The sequence below is a fragment of the Enterococcus rotai genome, from assembly GCF_001465345.1.
Lineage (GTDB): Bacteria > Bacillota > Bacilli > Lactobacillales > Enterococcaceae > Enterococcus_L > Enterococcus_L rotai.
Genome location: NZ_CP013655.1, coordinates 1,040,882 through 1,059,546 on the forward strand (window position 1 = coordinate 1,040,882; position 18,665 = coordinate 1,059,546).

The following is an 18,665-nucleotide window of genomic DNA, read 5'->3' on the forward strand; positions in this document are numbered from 1 at the left end:
GAGACGATTGTCTATCTAAGGAATTTTTTCATATTCTTTATTCATTATGTCCCGATACATACCTGGAATAGACTCCCAAGAAACAAAAGATATTCGTCGTACGTAGATTCCTTTATGTTGTACTAATGCATAGTTTTTTCCTTCAGGCGCTTGACCTCCAGAAAAAGTCAATTTACTTCCACCACCAAAAGGATCGTCCGCTACCCAAATATCCTCATAAGGATCTGGGAATTGTAACCCCTCTTTACTTTCTTCATACTTTTTTCCCCCATTATAGGTAACTTTCGTAGGCAAAGTGGCATACCCTATTTTCATTTCCATAAATGGATTAAACCGATCTACCCATTGATTTTTATATTGATACACGTTCAAAAAAATCACCGCAACTAGCAAAACGAGAACGGTTGTGATCAAGCCATATTTATACACTTTTTTTAACTTTAAATCCGTATCGATTCTTTTTACCATTTTTGAATCTCCTCTCATAAACTCATCTAAAGTAATCCCAAACAACTCACTTAGACTTATCAACATGTGCACATCTGGATAAGTACGCCCTGTTTCCCAACTAGAAATCGTTTTGTCAGATACATTCAATTTTTCTGCTAAATCTTTTTGTGTCCATTCATTTGTATTCCGATATTTTTTTAATTGCGTTTTTAGTTCCACTATCCAAGCTCCTTTCTAACTCTAATTTATAATAAAAAGATGCGTTAGACTACCTTGTATTTGTAGAAAGAGGATAATCTAGGTCTCTATATTTTGTAGAATGCTTATATAGCAAGACTTTCCCTTATGTTTATTATATCAAAGAGAGAGAACTTTTTACGGAGATCTTTTATTCCTATTGCTTATTTTTTACAATCATACTTTCTTCAGATATACATTTAGAATTCCTTTTGATACACTATCTATAACTGCGAATGATACAATAGAAAGTTATACACAATTAAAAAAAGGAGGATTTCTCATGAAACGTGATGGTCACACCCACACAGAATTTTGTCCACATGGAAAAGTGGAAGATACTGAGCAATTGATTCAACAGGCAATTCGTCTAGGTTTTAAAGAATACTCCATTACAGAACACGCTCCTTTACCTAAGGGTATAGAAAAATTTGCAGCGGGAGACCCTGAGGTGTGGAAAACTGCCTCGATGGCTTTAAATGATGTGGATAACTATTTTAAAAGGATGAATCGCTTACGAAAAAAGTACGCTTCTGACATCATTATTCACATTGGCTTTGAGTTAGATTATTTTTCAGAGTTTGAAGGATGGACCCGTGATTTTTTAGCGGAGTATGGATCTCAAACTGATGATAGTATTTTATCGGTACACTTTCTTGAAGGGGAAGGTGGATTACGCGGAATTGATTACTCATTTGAAGAATATAAGACAGGTGTTGTTGATTATTTAGGGAGTTTCCAAAAGACTCAAAAGTCCTACTATCAAAAGGTTTTAGCCTCTCTAGAAGTTGATTTTGGTCCTTTTAAACCTACACGTTTAGGTCATATTTCTTTATGCCAAAAATTCGAGCGTTTCTTTGAAGAACCAACTGATTATTCTTTCGAAAATACTGCACTTGTCCACACCCTTTTGACACGTATACAGCAGGAAAAATACAGCTTAGATTTAAACACTGCCGGATTTTATAAACAGGGTTATCAACAGAGTTATCCACAGGTGTGGATAACTGAAAAGGCTATCGAACTAGGCATCCCATTTGTTTATGGGTCTGATACACATTCACTAGCTGATGTTGGGCAAGGATACGAGAAAATTACACAATACCTTTAAAAAAGAGCAAGACTTGTGAAAAGTTATCCACAAATCTTGCTCTTTTTACTTAAGTCATCAACTGATGTGTATTGTGTATAAGGTAGTCCTATACTGATTATTTTATAGCAATTATTATATGCTTATTTTTTTAAATTACACAAAATAATCCAAAAATACGCTATTACACCTTTTTTTCCTATTGATACCTCTCAAAACCCTTTTAATTTCTTTAATTTTTTCTTTCTGACAATCAATTTTTCAACGGATATGCTAAACTATATATATTCTATTTATTACGTTGCGAGGTCGATTATGAAGAAAAAAATGCAAGCATTTATCAAAGAAAACTGGCCTTATATGACCGCCAGCTTTTTTATTCCCTTTTTTGTGATGGTCATTGTTTATTTAAGTATTGGTATTTACCCCGGTAGTAGCCGAAGTGTGATGGCCAGTGATTCTTTTTCACAATTTTCCAATTTTCACGCTAGTTTTAACAATATGCTACATGGTAAACAAAGTATTTTTTATACATGGAATGCATCGTTGGGATTAAACTATCTTTCCCTGATTTCTTATTATCTGGGTGGACTATTTACCCCGCTCGTCCTATTCTTTAAAAACCAAAATATCCCAGATGCACTATATCTGATCACCTTACTGAAAATCGGTTCAGCTGGTTTGGCTTTTTGGGTCTTTGCTAAGAACACTTATAAAATGCCTAAGTGGGGACATGTCATGCTTAGTGTACCCTATGCTTTGATGTCTTTTGCAACCGCACATTCTGAAATTATCATGTGGTTAGATGCATTTACTTATCTGCCTTTGGTTATTCTCGGTATTCATCGTCTGATGGATGAACGAAAACCAACACTGCTATTTGTCAGTTATCTGCTCTTGTTCATTTCCAATTTTTACATGGGCTTTATGATTGGTGTGTTCTCATTCTTGTACTTTATCGCTCGAATGTTGACGAATTGGAAAGTATACAAACAACGGATCATTCCTTATGGTCTGACTTCTCTTTTAGCAGGAGGCGCTTCGATGATTTTAGTGCTGCCCGCTGTTCTTGATTTACGTGCAAATGGCGAAACATTATCTGAAGTCACTCAGTTTAAAACAGAAGCCACTGCTTTTTGGGATATCGTCATGAAAAACATGATCGGTGTGTATGATACGACCAAATATGGTTCGATTCCGTTTATCTATGTTGGTCTGCTTCCACTAATTTTCTGTATCTTTTACTTTGTCACAAAGGAAATTCCACGGAAAAACAAATTCTTATTTGGTAGCCTATTTATCATCTTGATTGCTAGCTTTTATATCACGCCGCTGAACCTATTTTGGCACGGGATGCACGCACCGAATATGTTCTTGTTCCGTTATAGTTTTTTATTTTCTTTCTTAGTGGTTTTATTAGCAGGATACGGCTTTGAAAAATTTAAAACAGATGATCTCGGCGTCTTAGCAGGTTCTACGATTATGTTGATCGCTATTTTCGCCTTAGCGGAAGGTACAAAAAACGCCACAAGTTATGACTATGTTCCGATTTCGGCCTTTGTCATTACAGCTTTATTTTTACTCTTGTATCTAGCTAGTATCGTCTTTTATCAACTGAAAAAAATACCGATGCATTATCTGATTATATTATTGCTGTTGCTCGTCTCAACAGAGGCATTCATCAATACTAATACAATGCTAAAAGGTATTCTCGATGATTGGAACTATGCTTCACGTAGCCTTTACTCTGAGCCTTATCCATCCATCAAAAAATTAGTGGATAAAACAAAAAAAGAAAATGATTCTTTTTATCGGTTGGAAAACTTAAATCCTGTTTCTTCTAATGATAGTATTAATTACGGTTACAGCGGAGTCAGTTTGTTTTCTTCTATCCGAAATCGTCATTCTTCTTCTTACTTGAATGACTTAGGTTTCCGTTCTAGAGGAACTGGTTTGAATATTCGCTACCCTAATAATACGTTGTTAATGGACTCACTTGTTGGAATCAAATACAATATTTCGGAAAGTGATCCCTTGAAATTTGGCTTTTTCCCAACAGATAAAGCAGATAAATTTTCATTATACGAAAATAGTAATGCGTTGCCATTAGGCTTTTTAGCTGATAAAGATATTTATAAAGTCAAACAGCCCGCCAACGATAACTTAACCAGTCAAACGGAGTTATTCAATGCATTATCTGATAAACAAGAAAATTATTTCAAATTTTATCAACCAACGATTATTAATAAAACAAATGTTAAAATCGAGCAAAATGCTGGATCAGTAACTTATAGAGAAATTCAAAACAACATTTCTAAAGATATTACTTGGACAGTTGATGTACCAGCTAATACTCAAGCGTATCTTAGCTTATTCCCAACAGATTTCGCTCAACTAGAAAGTTCAAGTGCAACGATGTCGGTCAACGGTGTTAGCCAAAAATCACAAATCAACATTACAGGACAGTATTACAATATCGGCTATTACGATAAACCAACTACTGTTACCTTTACAGTGAGCTTTTATGGCACAACAACCGTTAGTTTTATGGAACCTAAAGTTGTCGGTTTAGATACCAAAGCCTTTGAATCATCTGTTCAGGCAATCCAAGCCAAAGGCGCTGATCTAACTGCTAAAGGACGAAAAGCTGTAGGTACAGTGAACGCTGAGAAAGACCAGGTCCTTTTAACAACGATTCCTTACGATAAAGGCTGGAAAGCGTATGTTGATGGAAAAAAAGTACCGGTCGAAGCGTTTAAAAAAGCCTTTGTCAGCATTCCAGTAACACAAGGTGAGCATACGATTGAATTTGTTTATCTACCGGAAGGTTTTATACCTGGTGCGATTTTGTTTGTTGTTTGTATCGGGGGATTTGTGGTTTATGTACGATTTACGAATAAACCTAAACTCACTTTAGTAAAACCTAAAAAAAGAAAACGGAAAAAACGTTAAAATGATCTTTTGTGAAGAGGTTGGGACAGAAGTGTTTAATCCCGAGAACCAAGTAGGTACTGTGCAACATCAGCTCGTACCTCGCTGTGTTTTACAGCAATAAGAAAGAATTCACGAAAATTGCCAAGAATCACAGTGAGTTTACGAACTGATGATTCTTGGTACCTACTTGGTGCTCTTCAAATTTTTGTGAATTCTGGCTTATTTCCGAAGGGATTGCTTCTGCATCTACGGTTCTCGTTTCACTCCGATCCTCGAAGCATGGAGGACCGTTTGCTCCCACCGTTTATCCGGATTCCAGGTGTCTGGGATATGACTCGAAGAGTTATGTCTCAGGCACTCTTTTTTTATTACACTGACTTTTTTTATTCTTAACACTTAGAACAAGCAGATAGGATTGACGAGTAAAAAATCATATATTATCATTAAAATAGGAAAGTAGCCTACTAATCGAAAGTTTAACTATGAAACTATTTTGAATTAGCTCAAACATAAACTTATACTAGAATGGAGGACTAGCTATGAACAAAGCAAAACCTATTTCAATTTTTGGTACTAATTTAGCGATAATCATCTATTACTTTTTACCAAGAATCCAAATTACAACACTGTCTCCACATTGGAATATGTTTTTTAATTTTAGACCTATTTTGGTAACAATAATTACATTATCTATGTTGATGATCACTTTTCAAAAAGCCTATTCTAACAAATGGAAGAGTGTTCATCTAAGTCGAATGGTTACAGGTGCCTATATCTTATTTCTACTAGCTACGCTTTTCTATTTTATGATGCTTGAATTTGTAGGGTAAACGCTAAAAAAGCAATCGTAATTACGACTGCTTTTTTGTATAAGCAACACTTTTATCTTATAGCCTAGCGATCAATCACACTTCTCAATCGCTTCTATAAACCACTGCCTAAATTGTTCTTCCTCAATATCCACACACACTCGGCAATTAATCTCTTTCCCTAAGTACCCAGCCAAATCAACTAAAGTAGCACCAGCAGTCAAGCTACCTTGTGTTTCAATTGCCACATAAGATTCTTTAACCTCAAACATTTCCGGCGCTAATAAATAGGCCACAGCACAGCCATCATACATTTTTAATCCTGTATCTAAACTGCCACCACGATATTTGCTAAATAAATGGTCGATCATATCACCTGTTTTATTCATTTTCTTGATTCGCATACGATCTTCAGGTAATATTAACGCCTTCTCTCCAACATCTAAGCTTACCATCGTCAATGGAATCTTACTTTCAAATACGATTTTAGCCGCTTCTGGATCTGCAGCAATATTAAATTCAGATAATATTCCGTAATTTCCTCTCCCCAAAGAACCACCCATGATCACCAGTTCTTCAATTCTCTCCACACATTCCGGATAAATTCTAAGTAAAAGAGCAATATTCGTCAGCGGACCGATTCCCACAATCGTTGTTTTTTCTTTAGACTCCATCAAGACTTTATACATCTCAAGCACTGCATGATTTTTTGTTAATAGTTCATATTTTGATTCGGGAAATTCATAGCCGTCCATCCCAGTGCTTCCATGAATATCGCTTGCATTGATCGCTTCACGAAGTAATGGTCGATCTGCTCCGATTGCCACCGGAACTTCTTTCCCCCAAAAAGCGAGCAGTTTAAGTAGATTTTTGGTTACCTTATCTACACTGACATTACCAGCAACAGTCGTAAACAATCTAACGTTCAGCCTTTCATCAAAAAGCGCCGCTGCAATTGCTACTGCATCATCGATTCCTGGATCTGTATCGATAATGATTTTTCTTGTTTTTTTCACGTTACGTAATCCTTCCTTTTCAACTAAAATTATCTGAAAAAGCCTTTCTCCCATGCTCATTTCAGAAAATTAAAGCTACCCCTTTTTTATAAAAAAGGGGGAAACAGAAAAAGTGCCTGTTTCCCCGCCTTCTTCTATTTTAATAATCTAACTGTTTTAAATGCAGCAAAAATGATTCCTGCGTTAAACGCTTGATTGTATATAATCGTTCAATTTGTTTCCGAATTTTTTTGTCTTCTTTTGCTGTAGGATCAAAAACATCCATTAACTTGCTGATACCATATTCCATGATCATACCTGTTCCGCCGCTACCAACTGCAAAACCTAGCATGTCTGTATCGTTTAGTTGCCCCTTTTTGATTTCAGCAATGGTTTGACTGAAATCACCTTCAACAATAATTTCATCTGTCTTCTTGTCTAATTCCTTTGCTAATTCAGCTTTCGTGCTTACTCTCACTTGCTTACTATTCATCCAAAAAAACCTCCTTTTAAATTATTATACGCTATTCACATTTTTTTACTAGTGGGACTTAAGCAGTACAAAAAGGGGGAATGAAACCATTTCTAGCTTCATCCTCCCCTCTTTTATGATCTTGTCATGACCTCTTCAACTAGTGAAGCAACTTTGCCTTTACTTCGCTCAATCAATAACGCCAACTGAATAAATGCAAAGAGCACATTACTTTGTTTTGAATAAGCAAAATATCTGGATTCCCAACTCGTAACATATTGTTCTTTTTCTTTTCTCGTATCTTTGAATCCATACAATTGATCGCCATACTTATAAAAAATATTGATCAGACGCTCATTTAAAAATGAGTATTTTGTTTCACCGACATTCGCTAGCGGTGCAGCTCCTAAATTAACCGAGCGATAGCCACGATTTTGATAGTCTGTGATAAAATGCGTTAGCATGAAATCTGCAGTATACTTCGGTGCTGATTCACGATATCGAAGCAAATCATAGGACATTTCACGACCTTGAACAATTGGTTTAGCTGAAATAAAACCGATCACTTCATGTTGCTCATTCCGTAAAACACCTACATCGCTCAACCCTAAGTATTCTTGATCAAAATAACCACAGACAAAATTTCTCTCCCGTTGACTACCTAGCCACTCCTCAGACACATGCCCTAGTTCTTGAAACAGCTCAGCTGAAATAGGCTCATGATACAGCCTAAATGTATATCCTAAATTCGTTAAATGTTGTAACTCCATCTGATCAGGCGCAAAAGAAATTGAGGCTTTATCTTTACCAGAAAAACATACAAGCCCTTCTTCACCAGCTTTCATGAAATTAAACCCTAAATCGTGCAGGATCATGGTATATTTTTCGCTAACTCGATAAAATGCCGCTTGATATCCAAGCAGATCAGCTGCATCCATAAATGCTAGCGTAGCTTCAGCCCACTTCTCTTGATTTCCAACAGGATCAGCCAAAAGAAAACACTTATTGGCTTTGATTTGATAGGCAAATAAAACTTCATCTTCACCATTTTCTTGATAATAATAATAGGAGTAATTTTTTAAGTACAGTAAATGACTGCCTTCTGTACCTCCATATTTCTCGATCAGAGCTGTTAAACGATCTCCTTGATACGGATCACCTAAATGTTTGGACGTCTCTGCCAAGTATTGATAGAGCGTGATCAAACCGATCATCGAAATCCCTAATCCAATCAAACCAGATAGCCAGACATCATCCGATGGAAATAACAGAAACATGTGAGGAATCGGACCTACTTTATCCGGGTGAGAGCTATAATACCCCGCTACAGCATAAATAATGAATAAGAAACTGAATAAAATACTATCAACTGTTAATGCACCCCAAGAATAGACAAACTTTTCCCGATAAAACTCTTTTCTTGCTAAAAAAACGGCGGATAGAATTATCAGATAGACCAGTACCAATTGCCATGAAGCTGTTCTGGAAATGGTATTGATGATCCCAAAAATCAACAAGCCAATCGTTGGCCAATAGGCTTTTTTCACTTTCATCGAAATCCCTCTGGCTAGTCCTAATAGTAAAAAACCAATCAGCATATTAAACGTTTGATCTAAAAAATCAAACGAAAACGGCAATAAAAGTTTAAACAGTCGACTAACATTCGATAGATTTGTGATCGTAGACAATAAAACCATCATGATCCCGGCAAAATAAAGTGCCGCTACTAAAATAAAGTGTGCCGCTTTTTGTGAAAACATCCGTGGTAAATTATCAAAAAATCGATTGATCTTGATTCCTGTTTGATGAATAAACAAAATAATTCCAGTCATAAACGGCAATACGTAATAAAATAAACGATAATAAATCAACCATACAACAGCTGTCGATTGGCTCACACCTAATTGAGATAAACCTAAAATCATCAGTACATCAAACGTCCCCATTCCTCCAGGCACCATCGTCAGCATTCCGATCAAAGTAGCGATCACAAACATTGGATAAACAGATATCAATGATACATCGACTTGCATCAAAGCCCCCACGCTTAAAAAAACCAACATCGCACCTAGCCATTGCCCCAGTGACGCACCAAACAATAAAAATATTCCTTTCGGAAAAAAATCTTTAAATAAAGTATATTTTTTTAATTGCGTAAATAGCAATAATGCTGGCGCAATCAAACTTCCAGCAAGTAACCAAACCCAATATTCTCGGAATAAGCTATCTGGTCGAATAAAAAAAACATCAACAAACGCAATAAACGCTAAAATCGACAGACCAGAAATCATAAATAGAGCCGCTTTAGAGACCGTTGCAACAACTTTTTTACGCGGCGTGTCTTTTCCATAAAAATTAGCCCGTAGCGTTGCCCCAACGACACCGCCAAAACCTGCAAGATTATTGATCGTATTGGTGACCCAAGCAGACACAAACCACTCCCAGCGGTTCATTTTAGGCTTGCCTTGTTCCTCAAGTACACTTACGACCACAAAATCATATAAAAGCATCGGTAAAACACCGATCAAGCCTGCTGAAATCATGCCGAGAATCCGAAAACGATTCTGTTGTCCCATTGTATGAAAGACATCTTCCCACGTCATGCCCTGCACAATATGGGTTACTTGATTCGCTACAAAAATCAGCACAGAACCAAGAAATATTAGTTTTAATAATAAACTATGCTCTTTCATCCAATGAAATAACTGGTCTATTTTGTTTTTCATTTGTTCACCGCTTTTCTTATGATCCAGTTCTATAATGTATTTTCTTTTATATGTTAGCGTATAACGGATTATTTTTCCACTTTAGCTCTTGAAATCGACTATTTTCTATAAAAATAGCCGCTAAACTTAAATAACTAAGCTCAACGACTACTTCTATCTATTTACTAATACTAATGATTCTTATATTCCGTCCCAATTTTATCCGCCACAATAATCGCTGCTTTGACTTGATCCACTGTAATCGGAAATGGCATTGAATGGATCGATTCTTCTGGAATGCAAGATTTTTCAGCGACTTCTGTTAGTTCCGCATCTGAAATTTCTTTCACGCCTAAATCTGCTAGACAAACTGGCAGTCCGATCGATAGTGCAAAATCTAATACTTCATATAGTTCAGCTTTCGGCGCATTTTCTAAAACCAGCTGGCAAATCGTGCTGAATGCTACTTTTTCACCATGAGTTGCGCCATGTGCATCATGTAAAACAGTCAAACCATCATGAATCGCATGGATTGCTGCCAGACCCGCACTTTCAAACCCTAAACCTGAAAGTAAGATATTCGCTTCAATAATGTTTTCCAATGCAGGGGTCACCACATTATTATCTGAAGCTTCTTTGGCTTTTAAACCATCTTCCAGAATTGTTTCATAACATAATTTAGCTAAGGCCAACGCTGTATTTGTTCCTTTCGCTGGTGGACAGACACCTTCTCGTGCGCCACAAGGCAAGCCAGCATTGACATTAGAATATGAATTATGGGTTGCTCTTGCTTCAAAATAAGTAGATAACGCATCACCCATACCAGAAACTAAGAAGCGCGTTGGCGCATTCGCAATTACGACTGTATCGATCAACACCACACTTGGACTTTGCACAAAGTAAGCATAATCATCAAATTGACCATCTTCTGTATAAAGCACTGCTGAGTGACTTGTTGGCGCATCTGTTGCAACGATCGTAGGCACAATGATCAAGTTATGCCCTTCTGCCACACATTTTGCGGTATCGATTGCTTTACCACCGCCAAGACCGATTACACAATCACACTCATTTTCTTCTGCCACTTTTTGTAGACGGGCCACTTCAATACGTGATGCTTCTCCGTGAAAATTACTTTCAACAAAAGAAATATCAAAGGTTTCAGCTGTTTTATCTAATTTATCTTTTACTCGGTTCACATCATCTGCGTGAGCAATCAACAAAGCTTTCTTGCCAAATGTTGTCACAAAATAACCTAAATTCAATAACTCATCTTCACCTTGAACGTATTTCGTTGGACTAATAAACGCTTTTCTCATGTTTGAAAACTCCTATTCTTATCTTATTTTATTTTATTTTTAAAGGCGCTAATTGCTCCTTTATGGCATCGATCGGTGTATCTACCTGCAGTAACGCAGCCGCTGTATAAGCGCTTTCTACTAAAGCCGTATCAAACAAAAGCACTTCTTTTTCTGTCATATCAACCGCCATTTCTAAATTCATTTTGGCACTGCCTAAATCATAAAATGCGAATAATGTTTCACCTGAATTTTTTTCAAAGGCTTCCATGATTTTTTCAAAAGAAGTACCGACTGCACCATCTTCTAATCCAGCAGCAACTGTTATCGGGACATCTTTCGCCACTTCTTTGATCAAACGATCAACACCTTCGCCTATTTCCTTAACATGAGAGACTATCACTACACCATTACGCATCAAAGACACCCGCTTCCATTAAAGATTGAAAGAAATACATACTGGACATTGCTCCTGGATCGATATGACCGATCGAGCGTTCGCCAACATAAGAAGCACGTCCTTTGGTTGCAGTGATCTCTTTAGTTGCTTCTACCGCTGATTCCAGTAAGGCTTCTGTTAACATATCCTTTTTGATTGCCTCGATTGCTGGTGCCCATTCATCCAGCATGGTTTTTTCACCTGGTTTGCTATTTCCACGTTTTTCAATTCCTGCTAAGCCAGCTTCTAAAATAGGTAATACCTCCGAAGTTGTTGCAGCAGCTTTGGCCATTTCCATCATAGCTGTTCCATAAAGTGGACCTGAAGCCCCGCCAACTTTACTGATCAAAGCCATTGCAGTAAGCTTGAAGACATCTTGCACGGTTTGAGGCTCCTTACTTTGCAAACTCTCACTAACAGCCTCCATACCACGTGCCATATTATTACCATGATCCCCATCGCCGATTGGCGTATCCAGCTCACTTAAGTAATCTTTGTTTTTATCGATTTTTTCTTTGAATAGTTGTAATGATTTTTTTAGATTATCTACTGTAAACATTAAAGTCCCCTCCGTTTTTCAAACTATACGTAACAATACTCAATCTAGATTGACCTTTACCAAGCTACTGTATCAACGTCTTCATTCAGCGCTGCTACCCAATCATCTTCTACTTTCAATAACGTGACAGAAATTCCGGCCATTTCCAATGAAGTCATATAATTACCAACTTTTGAAAATGAAACCTTTACACCTTCAGCATCTAACAAACTCATTACATCATCATAAAAAATGTATTGTTCCATCAAGGGCGTCCCACCTAAACCATTCACTAAAATAGCGAATTGATCTCCTTTATTCCATTGAAACGCTGCTGCTAATTTAGAAATCAATTCTTCAGCCATCTCCTTAGATGGTCTAATTTTTTCTCGTTTATAACCTGGTTCACCATGAATACCAACACCAAATTCAATTTCATCATCTGCTAATACAAATCCTGGTTTTCCTACTTCAGGAACCGTTGCGCCTGTCAAAGCAACTCCGATTGTTTTTAGATTCTTAACCACGCATTCTCCTAATTCAACTAATTCTTCTACTGATGCGCCATTACGCGCTGCTGCTCCTAGAATCTTATGAACTAAAACAGTACCTGCTACACCACGTTTCCCTTGAGTGTATGTGCTGTCTTCAACTGCAATATCATCATCCACAACCACCGTGCCAACTTTGATATCTTCCATTTCAGCTAAATCTTTCGCCATATCAAAGTTCATAATGTCCCCAGAATAGTTTTTTACGACCATCACAACACCTTGCCCTTGATCGACCGCTTTAATTCCTTCAAAAATCTGATCAGGAGTTGGTGATGTGAATACCTGACCACAAACTGCTGCCTGCAACATACCCGAGCCGACAAATCCAGCATGAGCCGGTTCATGACCACTGCCACCACCACTGATCAATGCAACTTGTTTACCAATTTCCTTTTGTTTTAAAACAAATGTTTCTGGTACTTGCTCGATTATCTCTTGATGAGCACGGACAAATCCCTGCACCATTTCCGGAACTACATTTTGAGCTTGATTGATAATTTTCTTCATGATATTCCCTCCTGTTTTTTCTGTTGTGGCTGAACGAACTTGTTTAGCTTTTATTTTATCTAGCTTCACAAGCTAGTCTCTCGGAAAAAAGATAAAATCTGAGTGAGGCAAAAAGCGCCACCCTCATATTTTCCTATTTTTCTGTCGAAGTTGGTCGAGCCCGCTACGCTTTGCTTTGAAACACAGTAAGTGAAATGAACTGATGTTGAAAAGTACAAGGTGTAGCAAAGCGAAACGTTGTTACCAACATTGTATACGTTTACAATACTCGCATATGAAAAAAGTTGCAACGGACAAACAAGTTTATGTGTCCGCTTTCATTTTGATTTTTTTCTAAACTATAGTTTTCACTGGAAAGACAGCGTATAATAGAAACTGATATTAATGGAAAAGGAGCAGTGGCTCAATGAAGCAATTAATCAATTCAAGCGGGCATATTCGGCAGCAATTATTAGCTGGTATCATCTATACATATAATGACAAATTAAATTGGCAACCTGAAACTGGAATCGTCACTAAAAAAATAATCCCGGAAAATAAAGTGGTCCTGATCAGTGGCGGAGGATGTGGACATGAGCCAGCTCATATCGGCTATATTGGTGAAAATATGCTGGATTGTGCCGTAATGGGAGCGATCTTTGAGCCACCAACTAGTGGTGAAATCTTACAAGCTATCGAACAAACTTACAATGGTTGCGGAACCTTGTTGATTATCAAAAACTTTGAAAAGGACTTAGCAAGCTTTCTTGAAGCTGAACGACTAGCCAAAGCAAAAGGGTTGCTCGTTTCTCATGTCATCGTTGATGACGACTGTTCTATTGAAAGTGGTTCATTTGAAAAGAGACGACGCGGAGTTGCTGGAACTGTTTTTGTTCATAAAATTCTCGGAGCGGCAGCTGCTGTTGGCCACTCTTTAGATGAACTGCAAATACTAGGTAAACAACTGATTTCTCAAATCAAAACATTAGGAGTCGCTTTTTCACCCGCTTCTCCTATTGGGATGATCCCCCAACAATATGAACTGGCAGAAGACGAAATGTACTTTGGCATTGGCATCCACGGAGAACCTGGTTATCGCATTGAAACAATGCAATCTTCTGAGCGGATCGCAATCGAGTTAGTGAATAAGCTAAAACAACAATATCCAAGAAACGAATTAAACAAAGCGGCTGTCTTAGTAAACGGTTTAGGTGGAATCCCTTTACTTGAGCTGAGTATTTTCATGAATGACGTCCAACAATTATTGGATATTGAAGATATTGAAATAGTTTACAAACGAATGGGCAACTTTTTAACCGCCTATAATACTAACGGACTTTCACTAACACTATTAACCGTTACAGAAGAAAAATGGATAGATTATTTAAATGCACCAACTGATGCTTTTGGTTGGAAATAAGAAAAGCGGAATGAGGCGTTTAACTCTCATGAAACCAAGTAGGTACCTTTCTACATCAATTCATTTCACTCATTGTGTGTCGAGGCAATTAGGAATCTGACTAGGAAACGCTTTTTGTTTCATAGTCAGATTATCTATTTTCCTTGAGAGTTGCTTTGTGTAGCTAGATCATAAGAAAGCGGAATGAACTTCTCAGTCCCAAACAAAAAACAATGAACAAATAATGTAATTTCCATGTATACATTATTGTTCATTGTTTTTCTTCAAATCCCATTAAAAAGGCAATTTTCATCTGCTCCGCAAATCGATGTGAATCAACCTGACAGCCTTCAATGATCCATTTGCTTGTTAAAGAAACAAAGGCATTTGCATAAAACTCTTCTAAAAACAAACGATCTGATTCCTTAAGCTCTCCTTCAGATCGGTTTTTAACTACCAGAACTTGGTTGATCAATGCTTTTAAATGCTGTGTATAATATTCTTGAAATGAATTTTGACCTTCAAATTGTAAAATCCTTCGATAAAAAAGTTGATTTTCCTCAAAATAGATAAAAAGATTCTCTACTATAGTCTGCCACGCCTCATAAGCAAGGTTATCTTCAATTTTTTCAATTGCCTCTTGCTGGAAAATCCAGTCCACCAATTCATACTTGTCCTGGAAATAGTCATAAAAGGTTTGGCGACGCATATGGCTTTCCTGCATGATTTTTGCAATCGTTACTTTTTCAAAACCAATTTGACCAACAAGTTTTTTAAAGATCTTCGCAATTTTCTTTTTTGTAATCAATGATCCTGTCATTTATCTGCACCTTTAATTTCTTTATTACTTTTATTGTACCAGTTAATCAGCATTTAGAAAATCAATGTTTCTAGGTTCAAACAAACTAAGCTAAAGTTGATTAAATTTTGTCCGCTTTATTCCTTAGAAACTTATAGTACTAAACAAAAAACTGAGATCAACTAAATAGTCAATCTCAGTTCCTCTTCTATGCTCTTCCCCCTTTTTGTCGAGCAAGATATGTTTCCAGATATTCGCTTAATAGTTTATAACCTTCCATTTTTTGTTCCACTTCCTTAGGGCAATAAATCCATTTCCCCATAACTTTTCGTTTTTTAGAAAGTACATTTACCTCTTCTAAAAAGTCATTCAGGTCATTGACCAATTGTTGTGTGCTTAATTCATTCCCTAATAAAATATCTTTCTTTTCTCGTTCATATACAGAGGCCCATAGATACGGCAGCACTTCAATTTTACGAATATTGGTGTAAAAATCAGCTTTCGGCATCATCCCTTTATGTCCCATGCCTCGTCCTTGTTGGAAAAACGAATGGATGTCCCACTCTAATTTTTTCAAGCGACGCAAAGATGGCCCTTGCGAGTCTTGGGCATTATTAAGGTTTTGACTGTAGTTTTCATCCAATGTCCAAGGACTTTTTATTTCTGTTGATTGCGGATGTTTTTCAGAAACTCGGTCCAGCATTTCTTCGATCGCTAATGTGACTGTTGGTCTTTCTTCTTCAGTAGCCACAATAGATTTCATAGGTCTAGTGGCTTGCAAAAAACTCTCTTTTGATGGGAAATCCCGTTTTTCTTGTACTGTTTGAGTTGGTTGTGCTGCTTTAGATACTGGTGGTGCAACTGGTCCAATCATCGAATTGTTTCTCACCACAGGCGTTTGCTCTTTTTTTGCCGGTGGTGCTGTGACTGTCTGGCGCATTTTTTGTTCTAATTCAGCTATTTTTTGATGTGCTTTGATCAATTGAACATCTACTTTACCAACTGTTTGAGTTAATTTTTTGATCTCTGTTGCATTTGATTTTAATTGTTCCTGATCTTTTTGATGCTTTTCCGCTAGTTTTTTTGCCGAATCGCTTTTGGTCAGTCTTACTGTAGGAATTTTTTTCTTTTCTTTTTTGACTGTGGTCAATTCAGTTTCAACCGTGGCCAGTTTTGTTGTTAACTGATCAATGACTTGGTTTAACTTAACCATTTCCGATGCTGTCTCTTGTAATTGTCCGTGATCTTTTTCAATTCTAGCCAACGCTTCAGAGTCTGGCTTCGCATCTAAGACAGTTGATTCTACTGTAGTCAATTTTTCATTGATTTGTTGTAATTGGCGAGCAATCGTTGTAACTTCCTCACTCGTCGTTGCTAGTTTATCAGCTAATTTATGTTGTTCAGCAGTTGCTTGCTTCGCTAAAGAAAAATTCAGCTTTGGTCGTTTTTCTTGCTTATTTTCTGCCATGGTCTGGTTTAATTTGGCCACTTGCTGGTCTGACTGATTCACTCTTTGCCCCAGTAAATCTATCCGTTTGATCGCTTCTTCTAAGCGCATTTCAACAGTTGGCCCAGATTCTTCTCCTGAACCAAGTGTGATTTTGAATTTTGGTGGTTGCTTTGGCTTTGGTAGTTTGGCTAACTTATCAGTCACATGTGTTTTAAAGGTTGAAAATTCTTTTGTTAGCTGCGTAATTTTTTCGTCTACTTTGCTTAATTGTCTCGCATTTTCAGATTCCAATGCCTCTTTTGCGGCAACTTTACTTGGGATTACTTTGACCACGGGCGGCGTTCTTTTATCTTTCACTGATTGGACTTCTTTGTAGATATCATTCAGATTTTCACTGAATTGATTCATCATCTCTGTTAAAAGTAAGACTTCGCTATTGGTTTCTTGCAATCCTTTTACCATCTCTATTGGTATCTCCTCAGAAAAACCAGTCATATGCTCTAAGGGCATTTCTGGGACTTCTAAGCTGCTGATCCAAGTACGTAGATCACTGATCTGTAATTTGCTGAGTGGATGCGCCAAGGCTAACAGTAGCGTCACATAGACAGCTTTTTGCGTTACCCGCACATAAAGGTTCTTTGCAACGCAATCTTCAAATTCATGATTGAATTGCTCCGGAAGATCTACTAAGAGAGCTTCGAATTGTTCTGGCTGCTCATAATCAGACGACACCTCAAATTTTCTGATTAGATAGACAGAATACTGACTTAATACATCATCCGAATAGAGTTCTTCACCTAAACGGTTAGCTTCGATTTCTTTTCTTAAAAAAACTTTTTTATTCTCTGTTGTATTCTTTGTAAGATTCAACTTTTCCATATGTACTAACGGCCCCTTTTTGACTTGTATCTTACCTTTTTATTTACAAACACCCTTTTATCCTCTTTATACTCAACGAGGCTGGAACCACCATTTCCCTTGAAAATCAGACCATCAACTTTACGTAAAAGCTGATCAGATCGACTCGGTCATTTATTATCAAAAAAACTTTGTGGAACCAGTTGATTTGGATTTAAGTAACATCACGTAACTGATGTTCTGATCCCCTCTACGCTTTTTTTAATTCTATGTTTACTATGCTCTTTTTTTGAACAATCATTTCTTATTTTACCTTATAAACCACACGAATTGTTTTCATAAAATGTTCTAAAATCGTAAAAAAATGAGAATAACAAGGTCTTAAAAATGTAAATAAATTTCATTTAAATAAAAAAGATGAACAAAACTAAAAATAGTCTTGTTCATCTTTTTTTTATATAGATAAATAAATTTTATAATTATTCCTTGTACTGGTTTTCAATTCGTCTATCTGGAATAATCCACATGATCAAAATACCAATATTCACAATCAATACAAAATAAGGATGGATCAACCAACCTAATACCAACCCTAGGATATTTAAGAAAATTGACACATAAGATTTATTATAGCGCTGAAACAATTCACTAAGCGTAGAATCACTGCCATTTGCTCGGATCAACTCTCGAGTCAAGACTAAATAAGCAGTGTTTGCTAAAAGGGTCATAATACCGTAAGTCAGCTGAGGAATCAAACTATCAATAAAGTCGCCTACCCAGGCAGTAGCAAATGGAACGAGTGTTAGCGTAAAAATAAAAAAATTATTCGCCCACAAGACTCGTCCATCGATTTTACGAACTAATTGAAACATATGATGATGATTATTCCAATAAATTGCCAACATCACAAAACTTACTATGTAAATAAATAGTTTTCGTTCAATGCCTGCTAATCCTGCTAAAGTATCTGTATTTGGTTGATGCAATTCTAAAACTAAAATGGTCATCACGATTGCGATAACTGCATCTGTAAAAGCTTCTACTCTTGATTTTGACATGATTTCATCTCCTCGTTTTTATTTTACGTTTTTTTTAAGCAATTGCAATGAATACGACCAGTCTCAAGTTGGAGAGAAAATCAGCCTAAAGGTG

General features: G+C 36.9%; 15 protein-coding genes. 4 read left to right on the top strand and 11 right to left on the bottom strand.

The window, feature by feature from the left end:
• Positions 1-15 precede the first annotated feature (15 nt).
• Positions 16-669 carry a helix-turn-helix domain-containing protein gene (locus ATZ35_RS04880; protein WP_208929751.1) on the bottom strand — a complete coding sequence of 218 codons (654 nt, stop codon included), beginning with the start codon at positions 667-669 and terminating at the stop codon, positions 16-18.
• A 301-nt stretch (positions 670-970) separates the two neighbouring features.
• On the opposite strand from ATZ35_RS04880, the gene hisJ reads away from it, so the two are divergent.
• From hisJ to ATZ35_RS04895, 3 genes are all read left to right on the top strand, one after another.
• Positions 971-1,798: a histidinol-phosphatase HisJ gene (hisJ, locus tag ATZ35_RS04885; RefSeq protein ID WP_208929752.1), complete on the top strand. Its 828-nt coding sequence runs from the start codon at positions 971-973 to the stop codon at positions 1,796-1,798.
• A gap of 294 nt (positions 1,799-2,092) precedes the next feature.
• Positions 2,093-4,729 (top strand): YfhO family protein, encoded by a 2,637-nt coding sequence (locus ATZ35_RS04890; RefSeq protein ID WP_208929753.1) that lies wholly within the window; start codon positions 2,093-2,095, stop codon positions 4,727-4,729.
• Positions 4,730-5,250: 521 nt separating this feature from the next.
• Positions 5,251-5,541, top strand: a complete 291-nt coding sequence (locus ATZ35_RS04895) for a hypothetical protein (protein WP_208929754.1) — start codon at positions 5,251-5,253, stop codon at positions 5,539-5,541.
• A 71-nt stretch (positions 5,542-5,612) separates the two neighbouring features.
• On the opposite strand, the gene rihC is transcribed toward ATZ35_RS04895, so the two are convergent.
• The 7 genes from rihC to dhaK all read right to left on the bottom strand — a co-directional run bounded on the left by rihC (position 5,613) and on the right by dhaK (position 13,028).
• On the bottom strand, positions 5,613-6,536 hold the full coding sequence (gene rihC / locus ATZ35_RS04900) for a ribonucleoside hydrolase RihC (RefSeq protein WP_244148216.1): 924 nt from the start codon (positions 6,534-6,536) through the stop codon (positions 5,613-5,615).
• Positions 6,537-6,675: 139 nt separating this feature from the next.
• The gene (locus ATZ35_RS04905) at positions 6,676-7,008 is read right to left on the bottom strand and encodes a hypothetical protein (RefSeq protein WP_208929756.1); all 333 of its coding nucleotides are present in this window, start codon (positions 7,006-7,008) and stop codon (positions 6,676-6,678) included.
• A 113-nt stretch (positions 7,009-7,121) separates the two neighbouring features.
• Positions 7,122-9,713, bottom strand: a complete 2,592-nt coding sequence (mprF, locus tag ATZ35_RS04910; RefSeq protein WP_208929757.1) for a bifunctional lysylphosphatidylglycerol flippase/synthetase MprF — start codon at positions 9,711-9,713, stop codon at positions 7,122-7,124.
• Between the two features lie 170 nt (positions 9,714-9,883).
• Positions 9,884-11,011, bottom strand: a complete 1,128-nt coding sequence (locus ATZ35_RS04915) for a glycerol dehydrogenase (RefSeq protein ID WP_208929758.1) — start codon at positions 11,009-11,011, stop codon at positions 9,884-9,886.
• Between the two features lie 28 nt (positions 11,012-11,039).
• Entirely contained in the window at positions 11,040-11,408 is a 369-nt protein-coding gene (dhaM, locus tag ATZ35_RS04920; RefSeq protein WP_208929759.1) for a dihydroxyacetone kinase phosphoryl donor subunit DhaM, read from the bottom strand.
• Positions 11,401-11,988 carry a dihydroxyacetone kinase subunit DhaL gene (dhaL, locus tag ATZ35_RS04925; RefSeq protein WP_208929760.1) on the bottom strand — a complete coding sequence of 196 codons (588 nt, stop codon included), beginning with the start codon at positions 11,986-11,988 and terminating at the stop codon, positions 11,401-11,403. Before dhaL ends, dhaM begins: the two co-directional genes overlap by 8 nt.
• Before the next feature lie 56 nt (positions 11,989-12,044).
• On the bottom strand, positions 12,045-13,028 hold the full coding sequence (dhaK, locus tag ATZ35_RS04930; protein ID WP_208929761.1) for a dihydroxyacetone kinase subunit DhaK: 984 nt from the start codon (positions 13,026-13,028) through the stop codon (positions 12,045-12,047).
• Positions 13,029-13,434: 406 nt separating this feature from the next.
• Here dhaK and ATZ35_RS04935 point away from each other — a divergent pair, with 406 nt between their 5' ends.
• Complete coding sequence (locus tag ATZ35_RS04935; protein WP_208929762.1) at positions 13,435-14,427, top strand: dihydroxyacetone kinase subunit DhaK; 993 nt, start codon at positions 13,435-13,437, stop codon at positions 14,425-14,427.
• A 250-nt stretch (positions 14,428-14,677) separates the two neighbouring features.
• Here the strand turns inward: ATZ35_RS04935 and dhaS are convergent, their stop codons facing one another.
• The 3 genes from dhaS to ATZ35_RS04950 all read right to left on the bottom strand — a co-directional run bounded on the left by dhaS (position 14,678) and on the right by ATZ35_RS04950 (position 18,571).
• The gene (gene dhaS / locus ATZ35_RS04940; RefSeq protein ID WP_208929763.1) at positions 14,678-15,226 is read right to left on the bottom strand and encodes a dihydroxyacetone kinase transcriptional activator DhaS; all 549 of its coding nucleotides are present in this window, start codon (positions 15,224-15,226) and stop codon (positions 14,678-14,680) included.
• Positions 15,227-15,413: 187 nt separating this feature from the next.
• Positions 15,414-17,534, bottom strand: coding sequence for a coiled-coil domain-containing protein (locus ATZ35_RS04945; protein ID WP_208929764.1), 2,121 nt, complete (start codon positions 17,532-17,534; stop codon positions 15,414-15,416).
• 458 nt (positions 17,535-17,992) lie between these two features.
• Positions 17,993-18,571, bottom strand: a complete 579-nt coding sequence (locus tag ATZ35_RS04950) for a TMEM175 family protein (RefSeq protein WP_208929765.1) — start codon at positions 18,569-18,571, stop codon at positions 17,993-17,995.
• Between the last annotated feature and the right edge of the window lie 94 nt (positions 18,572-18,665).